24 protein-coding genes are annotated in these 23,416 nt (G+C 70.7%); 10 read left to right on the plus strand and 14 right to left on the minus strand.

The genetic code is table 11. The features are described from left to right. Positions 1 to 11: 11 nt before the first annotated feature. From NDW01_RS05945 to NDW01_RS05960, 4 genes are read right to left on the minus strand one after another with little or no spacing between them, the layout of a single operon-like run. Complete coding sequence (locus NDW01_RS05945; protein ID WP_252817450.1) at positions 12 to 2,048, minus strand: NADH-quinone oxidoreductase subunit 5 family protein; 2,037 nt, start codon at positions 2,046 to 2,048, stop codon at positions 12 to 14. Then, complete coding sequence (gene nuoK / locus NDW01_RS05950) at positions 2,045 to 2,410, minus strand: NADH-quinone oxidoreductase subunit NuoK (protein ID WP_252817453.1); 366 nt, start codon at positions 2,408 to 2,410, stop codon at positions 2,045 to 2,047. Before nuoK ends, NDW01_RS05945 begins: the two co-directional genes overlap by 4 nt. Next, positions 2,410 to 3,072 (minus strand): NADH-quinone oxidoreductase subunit J family protein, encoded by a 663-nt coding sequence (locus NDW01_RS05955; protein WP_252817455.1) that lies wholly within the window; start codon positions 3,070 to 3,072, stop codon positions 2,410 to 2,412. Before NDW01_RS05955 ends, nuoK begins: the two co-directional genes overlap by 1 nt. Further along, positions 3,069 to 3,518, minus strand: a complete 450-nt coding sequence (locus NDW01_RS05960; RefSeq protein ID WP_252817457.1) for a NuoI/complex I 23 kDa subunit family protein — start codon at positions 3,516 to 3,518, stop codon at positions 3,069 to 3,071. The genes NDW01_RS05955 and NDW01_RS05960 overlap by 4 nt, the downstream gene beginning before the upstream one ends. A gap of 149 nt (positions 3,519 to 3,667) precedes the next feature. Here NDW01_RS05960 and NDW01_RS05965 point away from each other — a divergent pair, with 149 nt between their 5' ends. The 4 genes from NDW01_RS05965 to NDW01_RS05980 all read left to right on the plus strand — a co-directional run bounded on the left by NDW01_RS05965 (position 3,668) and on the right by NDW01_RS05980 (position 6,873). Beyond that, a complete protein-coding gene (locus tag NDW01_RS05965) occupies positions 3,668 to 4,354 on the plus strand; it encodes a ComEA family DNA-binding protein (RefSeq protein ID WP_252817459.1) in 687 nt (228 codons plus the stop codon). Between the two features lie 119 nt (positions 4,355 to 4,473). Continuing rightward, on the plus strand, positions 4,474 to 4,935 hold the full coding sequence (locus tag NDW01_RS05970) for a hypothetical protein (protein ID WP_252817461.1): 462 nt from the start codon (positions 4,474 to 4,476) through the stop codon (positions 4,933 to 4,935). Beyond that, entirely contained in the window at positions 4,923 to 6,224 is a 1,302-nt protein-coding gene (locus NDW01_RS05975; RefSeq protein WP_252817463.1) for a sensor histidine kinase, read from the plus strand. The genes NDW01_RS05970 and NDW01_RS05975 overlap by 13 nt, the downstream gene beginning before the upstream one ends. A 10-nt stretch (positions 6,225 to 6,234) precedes the next feature. After that, positions 6,235 to 6,873 carry a response regulator transcription factor gene (locus tag NDW01_RS05980; protein ID WP_252817465.1) on the plus strand — a complete coding sequence of 213 codons (639 nt, stop codon included), beginning with the start codon at positions 6,235 to 6,237 and terminating at the stop codon, positions 6,871 to 6,873. A 27-nt stretch (positions 6,874 to 6,900) separates the two neighbouring features. On the opposite strand, the gene NDW01_RS05985 is transcribed toward NDW01_RS05980, so the two are convergent. The 3 genes from NDW01_RS05985 to NDW01_RS05995 all read right to left on the minus strand — a co-directional run bounded on the left by NDW01_RS05985 (position 6,901) and on the right by NDW01_RS05995 (position 9,805). Beyond that, a complete protein-coding gene (locus tag NDW01_RS05985) occupies positions 6,901 to 7,482 on the minus strand; it encodes a TetR/AcrR family transcriptional regulator (RefSeq protein WP_252817467.1) in 582 nt (193 codons plus the stop codon). 40 nt (positions 7,483 to 7,522) lie between these two features. Further along, positions 7,523 to 8,359 carry an alpha/beta fold hydrolase gene (locus NDW01_RS05990; RefSeq protein WP_252817469.1) on the minus strand — a complete coding sequence of 279 codons (837 nt, stop codon included), beginning with the start codon at positions 8,357 to 8,359 and terminating at the stop codon, positions 7,523 to 7,525. Positions 8,360 to 8,425: 66 nt separating this feature from the next. Next, on the minus strand, positions 8,426 to 9,805 hold the full coding sequence (locus NDW01_RS05995) for an MFS transporter (protein WP_252817471.1): 1,380 nt from the start codon (positions 9,803 to 9,805) through the stop codon (positions 8,426 to 8,428). A gap of 122 nt (positions 9,806 to 9,927) precedes the next feature. On the opposite strand from NDW01_RS05995, the gene NDW01_RS06000 reads away from it, so the two are divergent. Beyond that, positions 9,928 to 10,812 (plus strand): LysR family transcriptional regulator, encoded by an 885-nt coding sequence (locus NDW01_RS06000; RefSeq protein WP_252817473.1) that lies wholly within the window; start codon positions 9,928 to 9,930, stop codon positions 10,810 to 10,812. Between the two features lie 119 nt (positions 10,813 to 10,931). On the opposite strand, the gene NDW01_RS06005 is transcribed toward NDW01_RS06000, so the two are convergent. The 6 genes from NDW01_RS06005 to nuoB all read right to left on the minus strand — a co-directional run bounded on the left by NDW01_RS06005 (position 10,932) and on the right by nuoB (position 16,323). After that, positions 10,932 to 11,951, minus strand: a complete 1,020-nt coding sequence (locus tag NDW01_RS06005; protein ID WP_252817475.1) for a hypothetical protein — start codon at positions 11,949 to 11,951, stop codon at positions 10,932 to 10,934. Positions 11,952 to 11,971: 20 nt separating this feature from the next. Next, positions 11,972 to 12,322 carry a DUF6317 family protein gene (locus NDW01_RS06010; protein WP_252817477.1) on the minus strand — a complete coding sequence of 117 codons (351 nt, stop codon included), beginning with the start codon at positions 12,320 to 12,322 and terminating at the stop codon, positions 11,972 to 11,974. A 9-nt stretch (positions 12,323 to 12,331) separates the two neighbouring features. After that, on the minus strand, positions 12,332 to 13,138 hold the full coding sequence (locus NDW01_RS06015; RefSeq protein WP_252817479.1) for a hypothetical protein: 807 nt from the start codon (positions 13,136 to 13,138) through the stop codon (positions 12,332 to 12,334). 318 nt (positions 13,139 to 13,456) lie between these two features. Next, entirely contained in the window at positions 13,457 to 14,422 is a 966-nt protein-coding gene (nuoH, locus tag NDW01_RS06020; protein WP_252817481.1) for an NADH-quinone oxidoreductase subunit NuoH, read from the minus strand. Further along, positions 14,415 to 15,077, minus strand: a complete 663-nt coding sequence (locus NDW01_RS06025; RefSeq protein ID WP_252817483.1) for an NADH-quinone oxidoreductase subunit C — start codon at positions 15,075 to 15,077, stop codon at positions 14,415 to 14,417. Before NDW01_RS06025 ends, nuoH begins: the two co-directional genes overlap by 8 nt. Further along, entirely contained in the window at positions 15,067 to 16,323 is a 1,257-nt protein-coding gene (nuoB, locus tag NDW01_RS44630; RefSeq protein WP_305883754.1) for an NADH-quinone oxidoreductase subunit NuoB, read from the minus strand. The genes NDW01_RS06025 and nuoB overlap by 11 nt, the downstream gene beginning before the upstream one ends. 229 nt (positions 16,324 to 16,552) lie before the next feature. Between nuoB and NDW01_RS06035 the strand changes: the two genes are divergently transcribed. After that, entirely contained in the window at positions 16,553 to 16,690 is a 138-nt protein-coding gene (locus NDW01_RS06035) for a hypothetical protein (RefSeq protein ID WP_252817485.1), read from the plus strand. 15 nt (positions 16,691 to 16,705) lie between these two features. Here the strand turns inward: NDW01_RS06035 and NDW01_RS06040 are convergent, their stop codons facing one another. Further along, positions 16,706 to 17,077: an NADH-quinone oxidoreductase subunit A gene (locus tag NDW01_RS06040; protein ID WP_252817487.1), complete on the minus strand. Its 372-nt coding sequence runs from the start codon at positions 17,075 to 17,077 to the stop codon at positions 16,706 to 16,708. A 1,638-nt stretch (positions 17,078 to 18,715) separates the two neighbouring features. On the opposite strand from NDW01_RS06040, the gene NDW01_RS06045 reads away from it, so the two are divergent. The 4 genes from NDW01_RS06045 (at position 18,716) to NDW01_RS06055 (ending at position 23,381) form a co-directional block, all read left to right on the plus strand. Further along, positions 18,716 to 19,996: a hypothetical protein gene (locus NDW01_RS06045; RefSeq protein WP_252817489.1), complete on the plus strand. Its 1,281-nt coding sequence runs from the start codon at positions 18,716 to 18,718 to the stop codon at positions 19,994 to 19,996. Between the two features lie 175 nt (positions 19,997 to 20,171). Further along, positions 20,172 to 20,258: a putative leader peptide gene (locus NDW01_RS44240; protein WP_406567005.1), complete on the plus strand. Its 87-nt coding sequence runs from the start codon at positions 20,172 to 20,174 to the stop codon at positions 20,256 to 20,258. Between the two features lie 256 nt (positions 20,259 to 20,514). Beyond that, positions 20,515 to 22,353, plus strand: coding sequence for a 2-oxoacid:acceptor oxidoreductase subunit alpha (locus NDW01_RS06050; RefSeq protein WP_252817490.1), 1,839 nt, complete (start codon positions 20,515 to 20,517; stop codon positions 22,351 to 22,353). Next, entirely contained in the window at positions 22,350 to 23,381 is a 1,032-nt protein-coding gene (locus tag NDW01_RS06055) for a 2-oxoacid:ferredoxin oxidoreductase subunit beta (RefSeq protein WP_252817492.1), read from the plus strand. The genes NDW01_RS06050 and NDW01_RS06055 overlap by 4 nt, the downstream gene beginning before the upstream one ends. Positions 23,382 to 23,416 lie beyond the last annotated feature (35 nt).

The following is a 23,416-nucleotide window of genomic DNA, read 5'->3' on the forward strand; positions in this document are numbered from 1 at the left end:
CGCCGCGACGATCATGTCAGCACCACCACCGCGACCACTATCAGCACCACTCCCGCGAAGAGCCCGGAGACGTACGCCTGCGCGTTGCCGTTCTCGGTGGCCCGCAGCAGGCCGCCGAGCCGCCGCGCGCCCCGGCCGGAGCCCTCGACGCCGGCGTCGACGACGCGTTCGTCGGCGTGGACGACGAGCCGGGCGAGGGCCCGCACCGGCCGTACGATCGTCACGTCGTAGACGGTGTCGAGGTAGAAGGCCGCGCGCAGCACCGGCCGCAGCGGGCCGAGCAGGCGGACGGGGTCCAGGGCCGGGTCGTTGTTCCAGACGACGTACACGCCGCCCGCCCCGGCGGCGGCGCACAGCAGCGAGATCACCGCCATGCCCCACTCGGGCCGCAGCTCGGCGCTGCCCAGCCCGAAGAAGCCCAGGATGAGCGCCGGGACCGCCAGCGCCGCGACCGGCCAGCGCATCAGCGGCGTCGCCTCCCGCGCCCGTACCGCCGACCGCCGCTCACCGAAGAACGTCACCAGCCAGGTCCGCGTGGCGTACGCCGCGGTGATCACCACGGTCAGGAGCCCGGTGACCAGCACGAGCCAGGCGACCCACGACGGGATGTGCGGGACCGGCGCGCCCATCATGTGCCGGGGTTTCACGGTCCAGGTCAGGACCACGGCCTGTCCCTGCGGGGCCGGTCGCGTGGTCAGTGGCGTGGAGGCGTACCAGCCGCCGGCGGACGGCGTTCCGCGGTCGTGGGCGGCCTTCCACGCCTGGGACAGGATCGTGTCCTTGCTGAAGAAGCCGCTGGCGGGCGGGATGCCGGCCAGGGCCGCGAACCCGACCGTCATCGACCAGAACGTCACCGGCATGGCCAGGCGCAGGCCGCCCATGGCGCTCATCAGGTTCGAGCCGACGGTGACGATGACGCAGCCCGCGCCGAGGAACAGCAGCGCCTTGAACGCCCCGTGCGCCAGCAGGTGGAAGACCGCGCCGTCCCGGGCGCCGACCGCGAGGCCGGCCGCCATGTAGGCGAGCTGGCTGATCGTCGAGTAGGCCAGCACCCGCTTGAGATCCTCCTGGGCGAGCGCGGCCAGCGCGGCGCCGAGCATGGAGATCGCGGCGATGACGCCGAGGACCGCCAGCGACGCCGGCGCGAAGAAGAACGCCGGGTAGAGCCGGGCGACGACGTACACGCCCGCCGCGACCATCGTCGCGGCGTGGATCAGCGCGCTGATCGGCGTGGGACCGGCCATGGCGTCCGGCAGCCAGGTGTGCAGCGGGAACTGCGCGCTCTTGCCCGCGACCCCGCACAGCAGCAGGAGCGTGCCCGCCAGCAGCGCGGTGTGCGGCATGACCCCGACCCGCCCGATGATCTCCCGGATCTGGAACGAGTGCGCCGCCAGGCCCAGCACGAAGATCCCGAACAGGAAGCCGACGTCGCCGAGCCGGGTGACGAGGAACGCCTTGACGGCGGCGCGCGAGGTGGCCCGGTCGTGCCAGTAGTGCCCGATCAGGAAGTACGAGCAGATGCCCATGACCTCCCACCCGACGTACAGCACGAGCAGGTCGCCGGACAGGACCACGAGCAGCATCGCCGCGGTGAACAGGGACACGAACGCCGCGTAGGAGGAGTAGCGCGGGTCGTCGCGCATGTAGGCGACGGAGTAGATCTGCACCGCCAGTGCCACGCAGCAGACCAGGAGCGCGACCACCGAGGCGAGCCCGTCGACCTGCAGGGACAGCGTGATCTCGACCGTGCCCGTCGGGACGCGGGTCAGCGTGCCGACGTGCGAGGCGGGGTGCCGCAGCTGGTCGACGGCGAGCACGGCGGTCAGCACGGTGGACACGGCGACCGGCACGACGGCGATCAGCGCCGGGCCGTTCGCGGGCATCCGCCGCGCCAGCACGAGCGCGCCGCGCCGCGCGGTGCCGGGAGCGGGCTTGCGCACCCGGCGGGCCAGCGGGGACAGCAGATGCGAGACGGTGTGCCCGAACAGCATGCCGACCAGGGCGGCGGCGAACGGGAGCACGACCGCGACGGCCGCCACGACGATCACCGGCGCACCCCTTCGTCGTCGGTCATGGACCCGACGTCGGAGTCGGGGTCCGGGTCGCCCTCGGCGAGCGTACGGAGCCGGTCGATGTCGACCGTACGGCGGTTGCGGTAGATCAGCAGCACCAGCGCCAGGCCGATGCCCACCTCGGCGGCGGCCAGCACGATGACGAACAGCGTCAGCATCTGGCCGCCGTGCAGCCGGTCGGCCCACCGCATGTCGAAGACGACGAGGTTGAGGTTGACCGCGTTGAGCATCAGCTCGACGGACATCAGCACGAGGATCGCGTTGCGCCGGGCGAGCACGCCGTACACGCCCACGGCGAACAGCAGCGCCGCGATCACCACCGGGTAGACGAGATGCATCAGATCTCCTCGTCCACGCGGGACAGCACGATGGTGTCCTCGTCGTCGGGACCCGTCCGCCGCTTGGCCGTGCCGAGGCGCCGCGCGACCACGCCGCGGGGCGCCGCGGGCCGGCGGCGGGGCGCGGGGTCCTCCTCCTCGGGCTCCGGCCCGGCGCCGCGGATGTCGGTACGGGACAGCACGATCGCGCCGATCAGCGCGGCCAGCAGCAGCACCGACAGCGCCTCGAACGGCAGCACCCAGGTCTGGAACAGGCTCCCGCCGAGCGTGTGCGACGACCCGCTGCCCACCCGGTCCTTGATCGGAACGTACGCCGAGCGGAACCCGCGGACCAGCGTCGTCACCAGGACCGCCGCGGTCGCCACCGCCACGACGAGGGCGACGATCCGGTTGCCCGAGTCCAGGTCCTCCGAGCGCCCGATCGGCGCGCGGGTCAGCATGATCCCGAACAGGAGGAGCACGACGACCGCGCCGACGTAGATCAGCACCTGCACCCAGGCGACGAACTCCGCCGTCAGGACGAGGTACGAGCCGGCCAGCGCGCCGAACGACACGACCAGCCACAGCGCGGCGTGCACGAGCTGCCGGGTGGCGACCACGAGCACGCCGGAGCCCACCGCGACCACTCCGAGCAGCACGATGACGACGTCCGCCGCGGTCACCTCGTCTTCAGCTCCTTGGGCGGCTCGGCGCCGGGGTCGTGCGCGGGCGGGGGCGGCACCGTCCACATCCACTCGCGGAGCCGCTCCCGCTCATGCGTCAGCTCGGCGATGTCGTACTCGGCGTACTCGAACTCCGGCGACCAGAACAGCGCGTCGAACGGGCACGCCTCGATGCAGATCCCGCAGTACATGCACAGCGCGAAGTCGATGGCGAACCGGTCGAGGACGTTACGGGTGCGCGCCCGGCCGCCGGTCGGGGCGGGCAGCGTCTCCTTGTGCGAGTCGATGTAGATGCACCAGTCGGGACACTCGCGGGCGCAGAGCATGCAGACGGTGCAGTTCTCCTCGAACAGTGCGATCACGCCGCGACTGCGGGGCGGCAGGTCGGGCTGCACCTCGGGGTACTGCCGCGTGATCGAACGCCGCGTCATCGTACGCAGCGTCACCGCGAGCCCCTTCGCCAGGCCAGATCCGGGAAGCCGTGCCACGGTTCACCATGATTACTTATAGGGAGCGTCTTTCGAACACGACCGTATACCCATCGAGCCGAAACGGGTCGCGGCGCTGCGGCGCTCGACCGGCTTACCATCGGGCCATGACGCGGTCGCCGATGCCCCCGCCCGAACGACGGCCGTCTCAGCTTCCGCCGCGCCCTCCCTCGGACGGGCTGGGCTGGTCGGTGGTGCCGCTGATCACCCTCGGCGTCGGCTCGCCGGTCTCGTTCCTGTACGCGGCGGTCCGGCGGCGTTCGGCGGGGCTGGCGGTCGCCGCGGCGGTCTACGCCGGCGCGCTGGTGGCGGCGTACGAGGCGCTCCTCGCACCGGGCGATGAGCCGCACACCCTCGGCCTGCTCCTGCTCCTGGGCACCTGGATCGTCAGCGCCATGCACGCGATCGGCGCCCGCCCCCGCCTGTACCCGCCCGCCGACCCCAGCGACCAGCGGAACCGCCGGGTCGTCGAGGCGGCGCGGTACCGCCGGACGCTCCGCGAGGAGGCCCGCCGGATCGCGCTGGAGGACCGCGGCCTGGCGCACGAGCTGCGCATCGGCCGGCCCGACCTGGACCCGCGCGCGTACGACGACGGCGGGCTGATCGACGTGAACCACGCTCCGCCGCAGGCGCTGGCCCTGCTTCCGGGCGTGACGCCGGAGCTCGTCGACCGGATCGTCCGCTGCCGGGCCGAGCACGGCGGGTTCATCTCGGCCGAGGAGCTCGCGATCCAGGCCGACCTGCCGCCGCGGATCGTCCCCGACATCGCCGAGTACGGCCTGTTCCTCACCTGAGGGGCTCGGGGGGTGGGGTGAACCGAACCCCGGATATCCGTACTCTCACGATCGTCCGGTGAGGCGCTCGGCCGCGAGCATGAAGGCACGACATCGCCGCTCGACGGAGGAGACCCCCGATGACCGCTCTGACCTCTGGTTCCCCGATGGCCGGCTGGTGGCGGACGCCGTTCACCGCCGAGCCGTGGCGGCGCACCGCCTACGTCGTGCTGGCGCCCGTCGCCGCGGTGGTCGCGATCGCCGACGGCGGGCGGGTCCAGCGCCGGCTGGCGGGCGCGCTCCTCGGCCGCGGCGTGCGGGCCGGCCGGCTGCGCGGCGTCGCCGTCCTGCCGCTCGCCCTCGTGAGCCTGGTGATCACCGGCTACGGATGGTCGCTCGTGGCCCTCAACCTGGGCTACCCGGTACGTTGGCTGATCGGCATGGGCGGATCGTACGAGCACGCGTGGGGCGGCCCCACGTTCGCCGGGGCGTGGGCCTTCCACGCCGTCTTCGGCGGGCTGACCTTCCTGTTCCTCATGCCGTGGATCCTGCGCGGCCTGACCGCCCTGCAGGTGCGGGTCCTGGGGCGATGGAACGTCTGACCCGCGGCGCGGCGTCCCGTCCGGCGACCGCCGCGCGGGCGGCCTTCGGCCGGCGGGCGGCGGTCGAGCTGCTGTACGCCGTGGTGACCATCCCGGTGGCCGTCCTCGGCTTCGGCTACGCGGTGGCGACGCTGGTCTTCGGCACCGGCCTGGCCGTCACCGCGGCCGGCATTCCGCTCCTCGCCGTGGCCCTGATCGGCGCCCGGCGGTTCGGCGGCCTGTACCGCGGGCTCGCCGGGCGGCTCCTCGGCGAGCGCGTACCGCCGCCGACGCCCCACCGCCCCGGCACCGGGTTCTACGGCCGGGTCCAGGCCGTGCTCGGCGACGCCGCCGGCTGGCGGGCGATGGCGTATCTCCTCCTGCGGCTGCCCGTCGCCCTCCTCCACCTCTACGTCATCCTCTTCACCTGGGGATGGGGCTTCGTCGCGCTGACCTATCCGCTGCAGCACGCGTTCGGCCTGAACGAGGTCACGACCCGTGACGAGCAGGGCATGATCAGGCACGGTTTCGCGGTCGGCGGACTCCACCTCGACACCTGGCCCCGCGTCCTGCTCGTCTCGGTGGTCGGCGCGATCCTCCTGTTCGTCGCGCCCAAGGCGGTACGCGCGGTCGTGCTGCTGGACCGGACGCTGATCCGGCGGCTCCTGGGCGACTCCTCCCCCGCCGAACGCATCCGCACCCTGGAGGAGACCCGCGCGCGGGCGGTCGACGACGCCGCCGCGACGCTCCGCCGCATCGAGCGCGACCTGCACGACGGCGCGCAGGCCCGCCTCGTCGCGCTGACGATGCAGCTCACCCTGCTGCGGGAGACGGCGCCGGAGGGCCCCGTCCGTGACCTCGCCACCGCCGCCCAGGCGACGGCCCGGGAGGCCGTCACCGAACTGCGCGAGCTCGTACGCGGCATCCACCCGCCGGTCCTGGACAGCGGCCTGGACGCCGCCCTGGCCTCGCTCGCGGCGCGCGCCGGCCTGCCCGTCGAGCTGCGCGCCGACATCCCCGCACGGCCGACGGCGGCGATCGAGTCGATCGCGTACTTCTGCGCGGCGGAGCTGCTGACCAACGTCATCAAGCACAGCGGCGCCACCCGCGCCGAGATCGAGGTGGTGCAGCGCGACGACCGGCTGCGCCTGCGCGTACGGGACGACGGCGCGGGCGGCGCGGTCCTCGGCGGGGGATCGGGCCTGTCCGGCCTCGCCGAGCGGATCCGGCCCGTCGACGGCCGCCTGGAGGTCGACAGCCCGGCCGGTGGCCCTACGGTGATCAGCGTCGAACTCCCTTCTCATGCCTGAGGATGAGCCCATGCGCATCGTGATCGCCGACGACGCCGTCATCCTGCGGGAGGGGCTCGCCCAGCTGCTCGCCGCGCGCGGCCACGAGGTGGTCGCGGGGGTCGGGGACGCCGCCGCGCTGCGGGAGGCGGTCGCGGAGCACCGCCCCGACGTCGCCGTCATCGACGTACGGATGCCGCCGACGCACACCGACGAGGGGCTGCGCGCGGCGATCGACCTGCGGCGCGACCATCCGCGTGTGGGGATCCTGCTGTTCTCCCAGTACGTCGAGACGCGGTTCGCCGCCGACCTGCTCGCCGGGTCGCCCGCCGGCGTCGGCTACCTGCTCAAGGAGCGCGTCGCCGACCTGGACGACTTCGTCGACGCGCTGCGGCGGGTCGCCGTCGGCGGAACCGCCCTGGACCCCGAGGTCGTCGCCCAGCTGCTCGGCTCCCGCCACCAGGGCGTCGGCGCGCTGACCCCGCGCGAGCGGGAGGTCCTGGCCTTGATGGCCGAGGGCCGGGCGAACGCGGCGATCGCCAAGACCCTCGTCGTCTCCGACCGGGCGGTGGAGAAGCACATCGCCAACATCTTCACCAAGCTCGGCCTGGCGCCGTCCGGCGACGACCACCGCCGGGTGCTGGCGGTCCTGCGCTATCTCAGGTCCTGACCGGCCTTCCCGGAGACCGCGGTCTTCTCATCCGGAGACCGCGGTCTTCTCGCCCCGGAGGCCGCGGTCGACGAAGCCGATCATCCAGTCGAAGCTCTCGTCGGTGTCGCCGGTCCACCGAAAGCCGTTCGCGGCCTGGAGCGCGGCGAGCCCGTGGAACAGGCACCGCAGGGTGCGCTGCGCGTGCACCATCTCGTCATCCCCGACGCCGTATCCCCGCAGGATCGCGGCCATCGACTCCAGCACCCGGGCGCTCGCGTCGTAGAGCTCGTCGCCGGGCCCGGTGACCTCGGCGCCGATCGTCGCGGCGTAGCGGCCGGGGTGGGCGGTGACGTACGCCGCGAACGCCCGGGCGAAGGCCGCCAGCGCGTCCGAGCCCGCCCTGCCCTGGATCGCGGCCCGTACCGCCTCGCCGAGCTCGGTCACCGCGAGGACCGCGACCCGGCGCCGCAGGTCGTCCAGGCCGCCGACGTGCTTGTACAGGGACGGCGTCCGGACCCCGAGCCGCTGGGCGAGCGCGCCCATCGCCAGGTCCTGGTAGCCGACCTCGTCGGCCAGCTCCGCGCCGGCCCGTACGACGTCGGCCGCGGTCAGTCTGCCCCGTGGCATCGCTCCTCCTTCTCGGGTCAGGCGGCCGTACGCTCCTCGATCAGGCGGCCGTGTGCTCCTTGAGGAACGGCACGATGACCGCGGCGACCTCCTCGGGGAACTGCGCGTGAGGGTAGTGCCCGGCCCCCTCGATCATCGCCACGGTGCCGCGCCCGGCGGGCATCGCGGCGACGACGCCGTCCGCCTCAGCCTTCGGGTCGGCCCAGTCGGGGTCGAGCGTGCCCATGACGACCAGGGCCGGGCAGGGGAGGTTCGGAAGTTGTGCGCCGGCGTCGGTCGGCTTGGACTGCCCCATCTTCTGCAGGGCCGCCATCCGGTCCTTGTCGCTCAGACTCGCGCGGATCGCGCCGACCTGGTCGGCGAAGTCGGCGGGCTTCGTGCCCGGGTAGGCGTGGTCGAGGTAGCGGGCCCACGCCTCCACGCTGCCGAACATCCCCGCCCGCATGAGGAGGGTCAGGCCCTTGCGGTAGCGCCCGACCCGCAGGAGCCCACCGAGGTCGAGCTTCTGCGCCCGGGTGAACGGGCCGATCTCGACGACGGCGCTGACGAGATCCGGCTCCTGGGCCGCCGCGATCGTGGCGGCCCCACCGGCGAAGGAGTGGCCGACGACGACCGCGGGCCCGCCCAGGTGGCGGATCAGCGCCAGCAGGTCCCCGGCCGTGTCCGTACGGGTGTGGGAGGCCCAGCCGGTGCTGGACTCGCCGTGCCCGCGCAGGTCGGCGCTCGCCACCCGGAACCCCGCCTCGACGAGCCGGGGCGCCAGGAAGCGGTAGGCACTGCGCAGGTCCCCCATCCCGTTCGCCAGCACGACGAGCGGCCCCTCACCGGCCACGTCGTACGCGATCCGGCCACCGTCAACATCCAGGAACTCGGTCATCGCCATCTCCTTTGGCTAATTTCGATAGCCATAAAGCTAATCTAATTAGCCGAGCGCGTCAACCGCCTACCCGCGCCGCCCACGGCCGAGCGTGTGGGCGAGCACTCCGGTGAGGGCCGCGAGAACGAGGACGACCACGCCGCTGACCCCGGTCGCGTGGACGTAGCGGCCGAAATCCGACCCCGGAGCGCCGGGCGTCCCTCCGAGCACGGCGGCGAACAACCCGCCGATCAGCGCGACACCGGAGGCGTTGGCCACCTGCGTCGCGGTGAGCAGCACACCGCTCGCCGCGCCGCCGTCCGCGGGGTCGACCCCGGCGAGGATCCGCCCGATCAGCGGGGCCGCGACCAGCCCCTCCCCGACCCCGGACAGCGCGAGCACCGGCAGCAGCCAGACGACCTGGGACGACGACGGCACGGCGACCACGACGAGGACCACCGCCGCGAGGCTGACCACCATCAGGACCGTTCCGGTCACGAGGGCGCCGAGCCGCTTGCCGAGCAGGCTCGACACCGCGAAGCCGACTCCGAGGGGCGCGAAGATCAACCCGCTGCCGAGCGCGCTCTCCCCCAGCCCGGCCTGAAGGTGGTAGGCCAGCAGGAGGAAGAACCCGGCGTTGCCGGCATAGAAGGCGAAGACCGTGCCCAGCCCGCGCACCATCACCCGGCGGGCCAGCAGCCGCATCGGCACCAGCGCGTTCGTCCTGCCTCGCTCCAGAAACCCGAATCCGGCCAGCAGCCCGGCGCCCGCGAGGAGGAGCGGCCAGCCCCACAGCGGCCAGCCGAGTTCCGCGGGCAGCAGCAGCCCCGTCAGCGCGAGCGCGAGCACCGCCGCACCCGCGAGGTCCAGACGGGCCCTCGGCCCCCGGCTCTCCCCGACCGTGCATCGCGCTACCACGATGGCGGCCAGGCCGATCGGCAGATTGACGAGGAAGACCCCGCGCCAGCCGAGCCCCAGCGGATTCCAGGCGAGGAGGGCGCCACCGACGATCTGGCCCGCGATCGAGGCGAGGCCGATGGTGGCGCCGTACAGGCCGAGTGCGCTCGACCGCTCGGGGCCGGGGAACGAACTCTGGATGATCGCCAGCACCTGCGGCAGCATCACGGCGGCGGCCAGCCCCTGCGCCACCCGGGCGAGAATCAGAACCGGTGCCGTGGGAGCCGCCGCGCACGCGGCCGACATGATCATGAACAGCAGCACGCCGGTCAGGAAGATCCGCCGGCGGCCGTACAGATCTCCGAGCCGGCCGCCCGTGACCAGGCCGACGGCGTACGCGAGCGTGTAACCCGCCATCACCGCCTGCGCCTCGCCGAACGACGCCCCCAGGCTCCGCTGGATCGAGGGAGCGGCGACCGTCACGATGCTCGCGTCGAGCAGCCCCATGAACGTGGCCAGCAACACCGACGCCAGCGCGATCCACTGCTTCGCACCGACCCGGGCCGGCATGGTCGGAAGTGTCGTCAGAACAGCCATGACGTCATTCGGCCAGACGGCCGGCCGCACCGTCCAAGTCCAGGATCTTCTGCTGTGATAAGCACGGCTTCTCACCGCTGGTAGCCTTTGGTCGCATGGAATTGCGGCATCTGCGGCATTTCGTGGCTGTCGCCGAGGAGCTGCACTACGGGCGAGCGGCGCAGCGCCTGCACGTCGCACAGCCGGGCCTCAGCCAGCAGATCAAGGTGTTCGAACGCGAGCTCGGGGTGACCCTGTTCGACCGCAACCGGCGCGGCGTCTCGCTCACCGAGGCCGGCACGGCGCTCCTGCCCGCGGCCAAGGACGTCATCGCCCGCGCGGACGCGGCCGTGGCACTGGTACGGCGCCACGGCGCGGGCCAGGCCGGCCGCCTGGTCGTCAGCCTGACCCGGTCGGCTCCCGGCGGGGTCGTCACGGACCTCATCGAGCGGTTCCGTGACCGCCATCCCGCCGTGGAGCTGCAGCTCACCAGCGGTTACACGGCCCTGCACGAACAGCGGCTACGCGATCGCGAGATCGACATCGCCTTCGTCCGCCCGCCCATCGACCTGCGCGACGACCTGGCCTGCGTGCAGATCGGCCTGGAGCCGATCGTGGCGGCCGTGCACCCGACGCATCCGCTGGCCCGCAAGCGCCGCCTCCGACGCGGCGACCTGGCCGGCGAGCCGCTCATCTGGTGGCCGCGCGAGCACGGTCCGGGAATGTGGGATCGGATGCTGGATGAGGTCTTCGGTGAGGGCGAACGCCCGCCCGTCGCACACTGGGAACCCGAGGAGGAGCGCATGCTCCAGGCGGTCGCCCAGGGGCGCGGCCTCACCCTCGTCACCGAGGGCAGGGCGCACAACCTGCGGATGCCCGGCGTCGCCATCCGGCGTTTCGCCGACCCCGTGCCGACCGTCCCCGTCGGCGTGGCCTGGCGGCGCGACGACACGGACCCCACCGTCCGCCGGTTCGTCGAGCACGCCCGCACCCTCGCCTGAGCTCGTACGGCAGGGCCCTGCGTCACGAACGGATCCGGGGCGAGCACCTGCCGCCGCAGGGGCGGGAGCCGCCGCCTCCGGAACTCAGCCGACGAGACCCTCGAGTGATCCGGCAGGCGTCATCCGAGCAACCCGATCTCCATCAGCAGCGGGAGGGCGTTTCCGACGAGCGCGAGGAACTTGTTCCCGGTGGCCACCGCGCCCTTGGCATCCTTGACATCCTTGATGCCCCCGATGAGCATGCTGCTCTTCTGCGCGGTGATGCCGAGATCGGTCAGTGCTCTCTTGGCGGCATTCTGGTCGACGTTGACCCTCGCCGAGAGCTTTGAGTACTTACCCTCCAGGTCCTGCACCGCCCGAGAGTCGGAGTTGTACTGACTAGAAGTGAGCAGGACGCTCGGATCCATCGTGTCCGGAGATCCAGGAGACGCGGAATAGTTCGCGTAGTAGCCGAGCGCCTCTTCCAGCACCTTCCCGACTGCGAGCAACTGGGAAGCCGCAGCGTGGCGCAGCTTGTCTGCCTGGACAAAGATCGGATAGGCGATCTCGTTACAGGTCGAGATGAAGTCTTTTGGGAATGTAAACTGGTCAGAGTACCGCCGCAGAGCAGGAGCGGCCAGCGCCGTGTACCCGAACTTAGGATGCACCCCAGGACCCTTGGTGGCAAGCCAGTTGAGGTTGAAGCCGTCCACCTTCGGAGCGTTCTTCTCCACCTCCAACTCAAGCTTGAGCTCGAGAGCAGAGAGACCGACCGCCAGGTCATCCGCAGCTTTCGCAACCGAACAGATCACCGAATTGAGACCGTTCATCATGGCCGCGTCCGATGTGAATGTACTACGGAAAGCGTATGCGGTCTCCCCGATCCATCCGCCATCCGCCCCAGAGTGGTAGCCGCCGGGCTCGTCATCTTCCTTCACCAGCTTGGTGATGACCCCGACTAAGTGCCCGACCGTCGGATGTGATTCCATAGAGACATATTGATACATTCTCCCCGCCAGCTCATATAGACCTTGCGGGTCGCCAGCAATAAATCTGGCCCGAGTCGGAAATAGAGTCCGACGAGCTTTATCGATCTTTGGCTGCGGAAGATCGAGCATGGGCCTGTAGTGACGCTCAGGTATGGACTTACCCTCTGCCATGGAAGACTCCTGGTAATCCGTCATTCATGGGGCTGATCCGGAGGAAGGGAAGCTTCTTTCGCAGCTTGGAAGACCTTCCCGATGATCGCATGCGCCTGCTCCTCAGCGCTAGCGTATTGTTCGGCGGCCAACCTCAACTTGTGGCCATGATTAGCCATGGCTTGGCCGATCTCGACGTGAACCTCGCCGATCAGGCGGAGCGTGTTCTCAAGCACTCTGTCAATGATTTCGGTTCCACCTCTGGGACACCCGAACGGACACTCGGCGCCATCATACGGCATTCCCTCGCTATAATCAGCCGCCCTATCAAGGAACAGATTACCTGCAGCGCCGATATCTTCGACTACGGCCCGGAGATGCGACTTCGACATTTTCCACCCCTAGAGGTGATCGATTATTTTCTTAGCCATCTTTATGATGTCTGCCTTCGTCTGCCCGTACGACTCATGGGAGACGCTAACCCTTCCACCAGTTGGCTTGCCGAAGCTTGCACCATTAAGGGAAATATCGATTGCAACGTTCTTGTACCGGGCTTTCAGCGTTGCGCCGACAGTGTCGAAACTGACGGTCCGATCGGCGACGCCCTCCGAGATCGGCCCATCACTAGTCTGGAAGACGATAGCCGTATCACCGAGATCAGCTATAGGGATCGACGCTCCATACCAATGATGCGCATTCTCCCGAAAAGGGCCGGGTCCTACTTTTCCATAGGACTCGCCAACCGATCCCACTGACGGCCATCTGAGCAGATTCACATTCAAGGCCTTGTATCGTGACGAGGTCCGGGTGAAAGCGATGCCCTCTTCCTTCGTGACGCGACTTCCACCCAGGATTTCGGAATACGTCTGGACCCCGGACAGAGTCACGCCGGGGAGCGGCGCGCGCCCAAGCACGCCGACGAGGTCGGGAAGTGCGACGATCAACCCGTGGGCGTCGTGGGTGGCTTTCAGAGGCAAGGCTGCACCGGTGGTCTTCAGGCCGGCGGGGGTGGACGCCGGGGAGGCTTTATGCCGTGGGGAGCCGTTCGAGCAGGAAACAAGCACGCCCGCCATTAAGACACCCACCAAGGCGATCCACCTGGAGCGTCGGCCATCGACGTGCCCCGGTTCGCCGACAGCTGTAGATCTGTTGGCCGTCAGTCCCGCGGACCAGAATTCATGCGAGACCGATTTTGGCATATCAGCCATCCCGTTATCTCTATCGCGATGCAATGCGCCCACCATCCGCCCTGGAATCACCTCACTGGGGACAACTGAGCACATCAACCACATAGGCCGCCGAGTCGACAACAGAAGCGATCATCAGCGCCTCGACCTGCCCTTTCATCCCCGCACACTCACCACAGGTCGCCACTTGAAAGAGCAAAGCTCAGAGTAGTTCGCCGTAAAGTACTCGTCAACCAGGCACGTTACGGACGTATCTGCTGTTGTTCCACTATCGCCACATACCGAATTCGCTCTTAGGGCTGATCGCTCGTATGCCGGCCAGGCCGGCCGGTCGGGCGGTCAGCCGATGGCGATTTTGATGATGCCGGTGAGGGCCAGTTGGACAAGGGCGAGGGGGACGAGGCCCGCCCAGGCGAGCTTCTGGAGCTGGTCCTCGCGCAGCCGGGGGTAGCTCACCCGCAGCCAGATCACGACGAACGACAGCACGAACACCTTGATCAGTGTCCAGAGCCAGCCGAGCTGCGTGTCGAGCACCGGCCCCTTCCAGCCGCCGAGGAACAGCACGGTCGTCAGCGCGGACAGCACGACGATCCCGGCGTACTCCGCCAGCAGGAACAGGGCGAACCGCAGTCCGGCGTACTCGGTGTACGGGCCGAAGATGATCTCGGAGTCGGCGACCGGCATGTCGAACGGCGGGCGGCGCAGTTCGGCGAGGCCCGCGACGAAGAACACCACTCCGCCGATCACCTGCCAGGGCAGCCACCACCACCGCCACTGGTCGACGATCGCGGACAGGTTCAGGCTGCCCGCCGCCATCGCCACCGAGGAGGCGGCCAGCACCATCGGCAGCTCGTACGACAGCAGCTGCGCGGCGACCCGCATGCCGCCGAGCAGGCTGTACTTGTTCGCGCTCGCCCAGCCCGCCATGATCGCGCCCAGCACGCCGACGCCGATCATCGCCAGCGCGAAGAACAGCCCCGGGTCCATCGACACGGCCACCTGACCGCCCGGTCCGACCGGGATCACGACCAGCACGACGAGGTACGGGATGAGCGCGACCGCCGGCGCGAGCGAGAAGATCCGCCGGTCGGCGGCGGCCGGGACCACGTCCTCCTTCTGGGCGAACTTCACCCCGTCCGCGACGAGCTGTGCCCAGCCGTGGAACGCCCCCGCGTACATCGGTCCGAGGCGGCCCTGCATGTGGGCCATGACCTTGTGTTCGGCCTGCCCGACCAGCAGCGGCAGCACGGCGAACGCGCCGACGACCAGCAGCAGTTTGACGATGACGACCAGGACGTCAGACATCGCCGCCCTCCGGGTCGATGCCGCGTGCCCGGCGTCGCGCCGGCTGGTCCCCGGGAGCCTCTCCCGCGCCGCGGCGTGCGCCCCGGCGCGCCTCGGTGGCGGCGCGGGCCGCCGGGCCCCAGTCCTGGGGTACGCCGGGCGGCAGCATGCGGCGGCGGCTCGGCGCCCCGTGCCCGGACTCGCCGGGCTCCTTCGCGCCCGGCCAGGGCTTGGCCACCCGTGCCGCCAGGACGAACTCCTTGCGCAGCGGATGTCCTTCGAACTCATCCGGAAGCAGCAGCGGAGTCAGGTCCGGATGCCCGTCGAAGATCACGCCGAACATCTCGTGCGTCTCCCGCTCGTGCCAGTTCGCGCCACGGTAGACCGCGGTCGCGCTCACCAGCCGCGGGTCCTCGCGCGGCACCGTCGTACGTATCAGCAGGTGATGCCCCTGTTCGAGCGAGTGGAGGTGCGTCACGATGGCGAATCCGCGCTCCAGCTCGTCCACGGCGCTGAGCCAGTCGAAGAAGCCGCATCCCAGCTCGTCGCGTGCGAACGTCAGCGCCTCCTCCCACAGCTCCGGCGGGACATCGACGGTCAGCAGGCCGAAGGACTCGTCCGCCCGGACGTCGTCACCGAACCGGCGCGCCCACGACACCGCCAGCTCAATCGTCATCGCTCAACCCCGGAATGATGGTGTGGTCGGTGTCGCCCAGCACGGGGGGCGGCTCGGCGATCCTCCGCAACCGGCCGCCCAGCCGACGTCTCCGCCCCTCGGCCGGTGAACCTCCGGAGGGTCGCTCCGTCGCCGTCTTCTCGCGTCCGGCGTCGCCGGCCGGCTCTTCCGCTGCGGTCTCGTCGACCGTGGGCAGGACCTCGGTCGGCTCGTCGGGGCCCTTCGCGGACGGCGGCGTCTCGGCCGGCCGGTCGGATTCGTCAGGGACCGGCAGCTCCTGGGTCGTCCCCGGGTCCTTCGGCGTGGGGAGGTCCTGAGTGGTGCTCGCGTCGGGGACCGGCGGCAGTACCTCGGTCGGCCTGTCCGCGACGTCGGGATCGCCCGGCGAAGGCGGAGCCGGGGTGGGATCGGGATCCACTGTCGGGAGCTCCTGGGTCTCCGCCGCGGCGGAGGAGGGCTCGCCGGAGGCCGGGAGTTCGGGGACGGGCAGGTCCTGCGTCTCGGTGGAGTCCCGCGTCACGGCCCGATCGTTCTCGGGCGCCGGTACGGCGGCCGGCGGGAGTTCCTGGGTTCCCGTCGCCGCGACGTCCTCACTCAGCGCGGTGAACTTCTGCGTGGGCTGCTCGGCCGCCTCGATCTCCTCCGGCTCGGGCACGGGCGGCAGCACGAGCGGCCGGCGCAGGACCGCGGGCGTGGGCGGCCGCCGTACGACCGGTGGCGGCGGCGCGACGGCCTCACCGTTCCCGGTGTACCGGTCACCGAGCGACTCGGCGGCGATCTTCTCCTGCAGCTTGAGGATGCCGTGCAGGAGCGCCTCCGGCCGCGGCGGGCAGCCCGGAACGTACACGTCGACGGGGATGATCTGGTCGACGCCCTTCGTCACGCAGTAGGAGTCCCAGTACGGGCCGCCGCAGTTGGAGCAGGCGCCGAACGAGATGACGTACTTCGGCTCGGGCATCTGCTCGTAGAGCCGTTTCACGGCCGGCGCCATCTTGTCGCTGACCGTGCCGGACACCACCATCAGGTCGGCCTGCCGCGGTCCCGGCGCGAACGGGATGACGCCCAGCCGGATGAAGTCGTGCCGGGACATCGACGTCGCGATGAACTCGATCGCGCAGCAGGCCAGGCCGAAGTTGAACACCCACAGGGAGTACCGCCGCCCCCAGTTGAGCACGAACTTGATCGGCTTCGGGGCGAGCCGGGAGGCGGGCCCGATACGCGGCTCGGGGAGATCGACGGCACCCATGCCCCCATTCTTACGTGTCCTTGGGGCATGCCTCACGGCAAGGTGGACACGGATCGCCGCGGCGGGGCGGACTTGTCACCGGCCGATCACGTTCACAGAACACCACGTATTCGATCAGTCACTGTGCGAACTCGCTCCCTCCGTTTACGCCGGCGCCGGCATCCCGTACTTCTGGCGGCTGGAGCTGCGGAGATTCCGTGGGCTGCAGCCCGGAGAGCAGCCGCCCGTCGTGCTCGTGCACGCGATCGACGAGAAGAGAGGGTCCTACCGGCTCGCCGAACGCCTGGCCGGCGGAACCAAGAGCCGGGTCACGCTGCCCTATCCGGTGGAGTTCGACCCGGCCGAGCCGCTGCCGCAGGACGGCTGACCCGCCGCCTGCGGCTCAGACCCACCCGAGGACGCCCTTCTTCCAGGCGTACGCGAGGCCGGCGGCGATGAAGGCGAGGAAGACGAACATCTCACCGAGCGTGACGTAGCCGTATCCCTTGGCGGAGAAGACCGTCGCCCAGGGGAACAGGAACACCGCGTCGACCGCGAAGACCACGTAGAGGTACGCGAAGACGTAGTAGCGGACGTACGACTGCGCCCAGCCCTCACCGACCGGGTCGACACCGCACTCGTACGTCGTGAGCTTCTCCGGGGTGGGCCGGTGCGGGCGCAGTGCCCGGTTGGCGAGGAGCGCGCCGCCCACGATCGCAGCGCCGATCGCGAACAGCACGACGACGGTCAGGTAGTTCCCGTAATAGCCGTGCACGAGCCTCAGCGTAATCGGATCACCCGCCGCGGACGACCTCACCCGCCTCCGACGCGGCGTTCCTCACCCCGCCGGCGCGGAACGCTCGGTGAGCGGTCCGCGCCGGGCCAAGACGCCGCTCGGCTGCCGGCGTATGGGAGACGATCCCGCCGTAGCGAACGGCGGCGGCGACGGCACGCGGCGGGCCGGGTAAGGCGACGATGCCGCGGAACGGGCGGCTCGACCGCTCCTCGGCGAGGGCTCTGGCCGCCGTCCGGCGGCCGGCCACTTGCAGCCGGACGGGCACAGGTGACGGCTCCGCGGTTTCGGGAGATCAAGACGACCGGGTCCATGGTCAAGAGCATCCGGCAGAGGGAATGACCGGCACCACCCTTCTCCACAACCTGTGGACAACTCTCGGAACGGCCGGCCCGGACCTGCGAGCCAAGGCTCCGTGATGGCGGCATTCCGCGATGCGAACCGCCGGTTCTTCGCGCTTTGTCGCCCACGTTTCCGAGCGTTCCGCCCGCCCGTCACCAGGACGAACGTCGCCACGTCACTACACGGGGCGTTCGGGGAGCCGGCCGTGGCCGGAGAGGAGCCGGCGGAGGCGCCGCGCGGGCGCGGGCGGCAGACGGTGATCTTACGGGCATCGACCGGGTAACAGACCGCTTCTCCGTCTTGTCCGACGATCAGCGTAAACGTAAGGTCACGGCGTCGATCGTTATACAGGGGACATCATTGAGCACGGAGCGAGACGGCGTTCAGGAGCCGTCGCCGGAACAACCGGGAAAACCGGAGGAGATCGAGCACGCCGGATCGCCGGAAGGGGCGGAGACGTCCGCGCCAGGCGAAGGTCCAGCGCAAACGGAACCCTCCAGCCCACTCGAACCGTCCCCGCAAGGCGCAGGATCGGGGCACGACCGGCAGGTGGCCCCGCTCCCGCCCCCACCGCCCGCGCACTTCACCCAATCCGGGCAGCCCGGCCAGCCCGTGCAGGCCGGCCAGGGCGACCCCGCGCAGTTCGGGCAGCCCGGCCAGGCCGTGCAGGCCGGCCGGCCAGCGCAACCCGCGCAGTCCGCGGAGGCCGGGTGGCCTGGCCGGGCCGGAGAGCCCGCCGAGTCCGCGTCGGAGGGGGAGTCCGCCCAGGCGGATGGGTCGGTGAACGATGCCGCGCCCGCGTCTTCCCCAGGCGACGAACCGCATCCGGGCGAACCGGCGGAGTCGCCCGGGCCGGACGACGGCCGCACCGGTACGTGGGCGGGGCCTTCCGCGCCGCAGGCCGAGACCGGAGTGTGGCAGGGGCAGCCGGGATCTCCTCCGTCCGCTCCTGCCGCCCCTCAGCAACCGGCGGTGCCGTTCGGTCCGGAAGGGACCGCGGCCTCCGCGCCCGCCGTGTCCGGCGGCCCCGAAGAGCCCGCCGAACCCTCCGGGCCGGACACGGGCCCCATCGGACCCGGCCCTCACCCGCAGGACCCCGGCGGCCCCGGCCCGTACGCGGGCGGCCCGGCCGCTCCCGGTCCCTACGCGGGGAACCCGGCCATGCCCGGGCCCTACCCCGGCGGACCCGGCGCCCCCGGGCCCTACCCCGGTGATCCCGCCGGACCTGGGCCCTACCCCGGCGGACCCGCCGCTCCAGGGCCGTACGGGGAGAACCCGGTGCCCGGGCCGTACACGGCAGGCCCGGGCGGGCCCGGGCCGTACGGGCAGGGCGTCGGTGGGCCGGGCCCGTATCCGGGGAGCCCCACGGGGCTCGGGCCGTGGGAGAACCCCGGTGGCCCGCCCGGACCTCCCGGCGGCCCGCAGGGCTGGAGCGGCGGGCAGGGGTGGGGCGCGCCTCAGCCGTACCAGTACGGGCCGCCCCCGCGGGCGAAGAAGTCCAAGGGTGTCCTCATCTCTGTGCTGGCCGGCGCGGGGGTGGTGTTCGTCGTCCTCGCCGTCGTCGGTGTCGTGGCGCTGGGCCGCTCCGGCGACGACCCCAAGACCACGTCGGGCAAGGCGGCGCGCGAGGCGGGTCATGCGATCGGCCAGGCGGCCGGGGTGACGCTCACGGGCACCTACGGCGGGAGCCGGGCGACGTTCAGCGTGACGAAGGCGGGGAGCGCCCGCGGCACCTTCAGCGCGAGCGGTTCTCAGGTCAGCCGGGTCGACGTCGGCGGGACCACCTACCTGAAGGCGAACAGCGGCTACTGGAACGACCAGGGTCTGGACTCGGACGACGCCGAGAAGGCGAGTGGCACGTGGACGAAGGCCCCTGACGACATCACGACGCTGAACCTGGCCGACCTGGCGCCCGCGCGGCTGTCGTCCGTCCTCGGCCAGGCGGCGAACGACCCGCTCGCCGCGCGGACGACGGTGAACGGCGTGCAGGCCCTCAAGGTGAGGGTCGGCGCCCGGACGTACTACATCACCAAGAGCGCGCCCCGCCGGGTGCTCCGGCTGGAGGGCGCCTCGGGGTCGGATCAGTACGTGTTCGACGTCAAGGCGCTGTCCTCCGCCGGCGCCGGCGAGGTGTTCAGCGGGCTCCGGACGGATGTGCAGGCGCTGAAGGACGCCTACGACCCCGACCTGACCGTGCTGCCGCTCAGCAGGCTGCAGTTCGGCAGTTGCACCGAGTCGAGCTGCACGGTGCGGGCCGACGTCAAGGCGACGTCGCTTCACGACTCGACCGGAGGCGTCCGCGTCAGCATGAAGATCAAGTTCAGTGGCGCCACCGACGGGGCGGCCGTGTCGACCTGCACCGACACCGCGTCGACGAAGATGGACACCCAGGTGCGGTTGTCCTGCCGGACCAGCGGCGGCACGTGGTCGTCCTGGTACCGCTCGCACGTCGGGCGGTTCACCATCCACGCGACGCCGTCGTTCTCCGGGACCGTCAACACCGCCTCCGATGTCAACGGGCTGCTGGCCAAGCTCACGCAGGAGCAGCGAACGAACTGAGGGCGGGAGGCGCCGGGTCGTGCGGCCCGGCGCCCGCCGCTCCCCGTTCCACCGGTTTTCACGGGCTTTCGCGGCGTTCGCGGGCCCGGTTCCGGCCCGGGCCGCGCGGCCGCCGGGACATGCCGCGGCTCCCCGTTTCGAGGAATGCCGTGGGTGAGGCCATATAGTTCGGCACGTGTCCGGACTCCTGCTCTTCGCACGGCTGCACGTCGACCTCTGCCGGTCGGCGAGCGCGCTGTGTCCGGAACCGGCGGCGGCCTGATCCGGCCGCCCTCCGCAGCGCGCTGAGCCGCCATCGCAGGTATGCCTACGCCGTGACTTGGGAAATCAGTACGGGGGCGTGATGCGAGCGGGGCGGATCACTGGGCGCTGCGACGCATCTCACAAGCGCGCTTCTAGCGGCCAATGTTGAAATAACCACGTGATCCGGGACGTAGCATGAAGGTAAGCCTAAGTGGCACGTCGGTGGCGGATGCCTCCCTCCGCCCGAGTGCCGCGCGTCGAGGAGGTCCTGCTCTGTGACCAAACAGGTCCGGCAACTCGACCGCGTCATCATCCGTTTCGCCGGGGACTCCGGCGACGGCATGCAGCTGACCGGCGACCGCTTCACTCAGGAGACGGCCGCCTTCGGCAATGACCTGTCAACACTGCCCAACTTCCCCGCCGAGATCCGCGCGCCGGCCGGCACGCTCCCCGGCGTCTCCAGCTTCCAGCTGCACTTCGCCGACCACGACATCCTGACGCCGGGCGACGCGCCGAACGTCCTGGTCGCGATGAACCCCGCGGCCCTCAAGGCGAACGTCGGCGACCTGCCGCGCGGCGCGGACCTCATCGTGAACACCGACGAGTTCACGAAGCGCGCGCTGGCGAAGGTCGGGTACGCGGCCAACCCCCTCGAAGACGGCTCGCTCGACGAGTACCGCGTGCACTCGCTGCCGCTCACCTCGATGACGGTGAAGGCCCTCGAGGACTTCGACATCTCCAAGAAGGACGCCGAGCGGGCGAAGAACATGTTCGCGCTCGGGCTGCTGTCCTGGCTGTACCACCGGCCGACCGAGGCGACGGTCCGGTTCCTCGAGGTGAAGTTCGCCAAGAAGCCCGAGATCATGAAGGCCAACATCGCGGCCTTCCAAGCGGGCTGGAACTACGGCGAGACGACCGAGTCGTTCTCGGTGTCGTACGAGGTGAAGCCGGCGACGCTGCCGCCGGGGCTGTACCGCAACATCTCCGGCAACATGGCGCTCGCGTACGGGCTGATCGCGGCGAGCGTGCGGTCCGGGCTGCCGCTGTTCCTCGGCTCGTACCCCATCACGCCGGCCTCGGACATCCTCCACGAACTGTCCAAGCACAAGCGGTTCGGGGTTCGAACGTTCCAGGCCGAGGACGAGATCGCGGCGGTGGGCGCGGCGCTCGGCGCGTCGTTCGGCGGCGCGCTCGGCGTGACGACGACGTCCGGTCCGGGCCTCGCGCTGAAGGCCGAGACGGTCGGCCTGGGCGTCGCGACGGAGCTGCCGCTGGTCGTCATCGACGTGCAGCGGGCGGGCCCGTCGACGGGCATGCCGACCAAGACCGAGCAGGCCGACCTGCTGCAGGCGATGTACGGCCGCAACGGCGAGGCGCCGGTGCCCGTGGTGGCGCCCGCGACGCCGTCGGACTGCTTCGCGACCGCGATCGAGGCGGCGCGCATCGCCGTGAAGTACCGGACGCCGGTGATCCTGCTGTCCGACGGGTACCTCGCGAACGGCTCCGAGCCGTGGCAGGTGCCCGAGGTCGACGCGCTGCCGCAGATCGATCCGGCCTTCGCACAGCCGGGCCAGGAGGAGTTCCAGCCGTTCAAGCGGAACCCGGACACGCTGGCCCGCCCCTGGGCCGTCCCGGGCACGGCGGGGCTGGAGCACCGCATCGGCGGCATCGAGAAGGCCGACGGCAGCGGCAACATCTCCTACGACCCGGACAACCACGACCTGATGGTGCGGCTCCGCCAGGCGAAGATCGACGGCATCGCCCGCGACATCGCGCCGGTGGCCGTCGACGACCCCGACGGTGACGCGCGCGTGCTCGTCCTCGGCTGGGGCGGCACGTACGGCGCGATCGCCGCGGCCGTGCGCCGCATCCGGGTCTCCGGGGACAAGGTCGCGCAGGCGCACCTGCGTCACCTGAACCCGTTCCCGGCCAATCTCGAAGAGGTGCTGCGCTCGTACGACAAGGTGATCGTGCCGGAGATCAACCTGGGTCAGCTCGCGCTGATCCTGCGCGGCCGTTTCCTCGTCGACGTGATCGGCTACAACCGCGTCCGCGGCCTGCCCTTCAAGGCAGAAGAGCTCGCGGACGTCATCCGGGATGTGATCAATTCATGAGCGACCCTCTCGCCCTCGTGCCGAAGGACCCCGAGCGGCAGACCGCGAAGGACTTCAAGACCGACCAGGAGGTCCGCTGGTGCCCCGGGTGCGGTGACTACGCGATCCTCGCGGCGGTGCAGGGCTTTCTGCCGGAGCTGGGCCTGAAGCGGGAGAACATCGTCTTCGTCTCCGGCATCGGCTGCTCGTCGCGGTTCCCGTACTACATGAACACCTACGGGATGCACTCGATCCACGGGCGCGCCCCGGCGATCGCCACCGGGCTGGCGTCCTCGCGGCCGGACCTGTCGGTGTGGGTCGTGACCGGTGACGGCGACGCGCTGTCGATCGGCGGCAACCACCTGATCCACGCGCTGCGCCGCAACGTGAATCTGAAGATCCTGCTGTTCAACAACCGGATCTACGGGCTCACGAAGGGGCAGTACTCCCCGACCTCGGAGATCGGGAAGATCACCAAGTCGACCCCACTCGGGTCGCTGGACTCCCCCTTCAACCCGATCTCGCTGGCCATCGGCGCGGAGGCGTCGTTCGTCGCCCGGACCATCGACTCCGACCGCAAGCACCTGCAGTCGGTGCTGCGGGAGGCCGCCACGCACAACGGCACGGCGCTGGTCGAGATCTACCAGAACTGCAACATCTTCAACGACGACGCGTTCGCGCCGCTGAAGAACCCCGAGACCCGCGACGACGTGACGATCCGGCTCGAGCACGGTGAGCCCATCGTGTTCGGCGCGAACCGGGACAAGGCGCTGCGGCGCTCGGCCTCCGGCTCGCTGGAGGTCGTCCCGGCCGACTCTCCGGACGTCCTGGTGCACGACGCCACGAACCCGGACCCCTCGCTCGCGTTCGCACTGTCCCGGCTCGACTCGCCGGCGTTCGAGCACACGCCGATCGGGATCTTCCGCAACGTCGAGCGCCCGTCGTACGACGAGCTGATGCGGACCCAGATCGACGAGGCGATCGCCCAGCAGGGCCAGGGCGACCTGGCGGCCCTGCTCGGCAGTGGGGACACCTGGCGCATCGACTGACCTCCCTTGTTCCGTTCGCACGCCCATGGAATCGT

The organism is Actinoallomurus soli, assembly GCF_024055715.1.
Classification (GTDB): domain Bacteria; phylum Actinomycetota; class Actinomycetes; order Streptosporangiales; family Streptosporangiaceae; genus Actinoallomurus; species Actinoallomurus soli.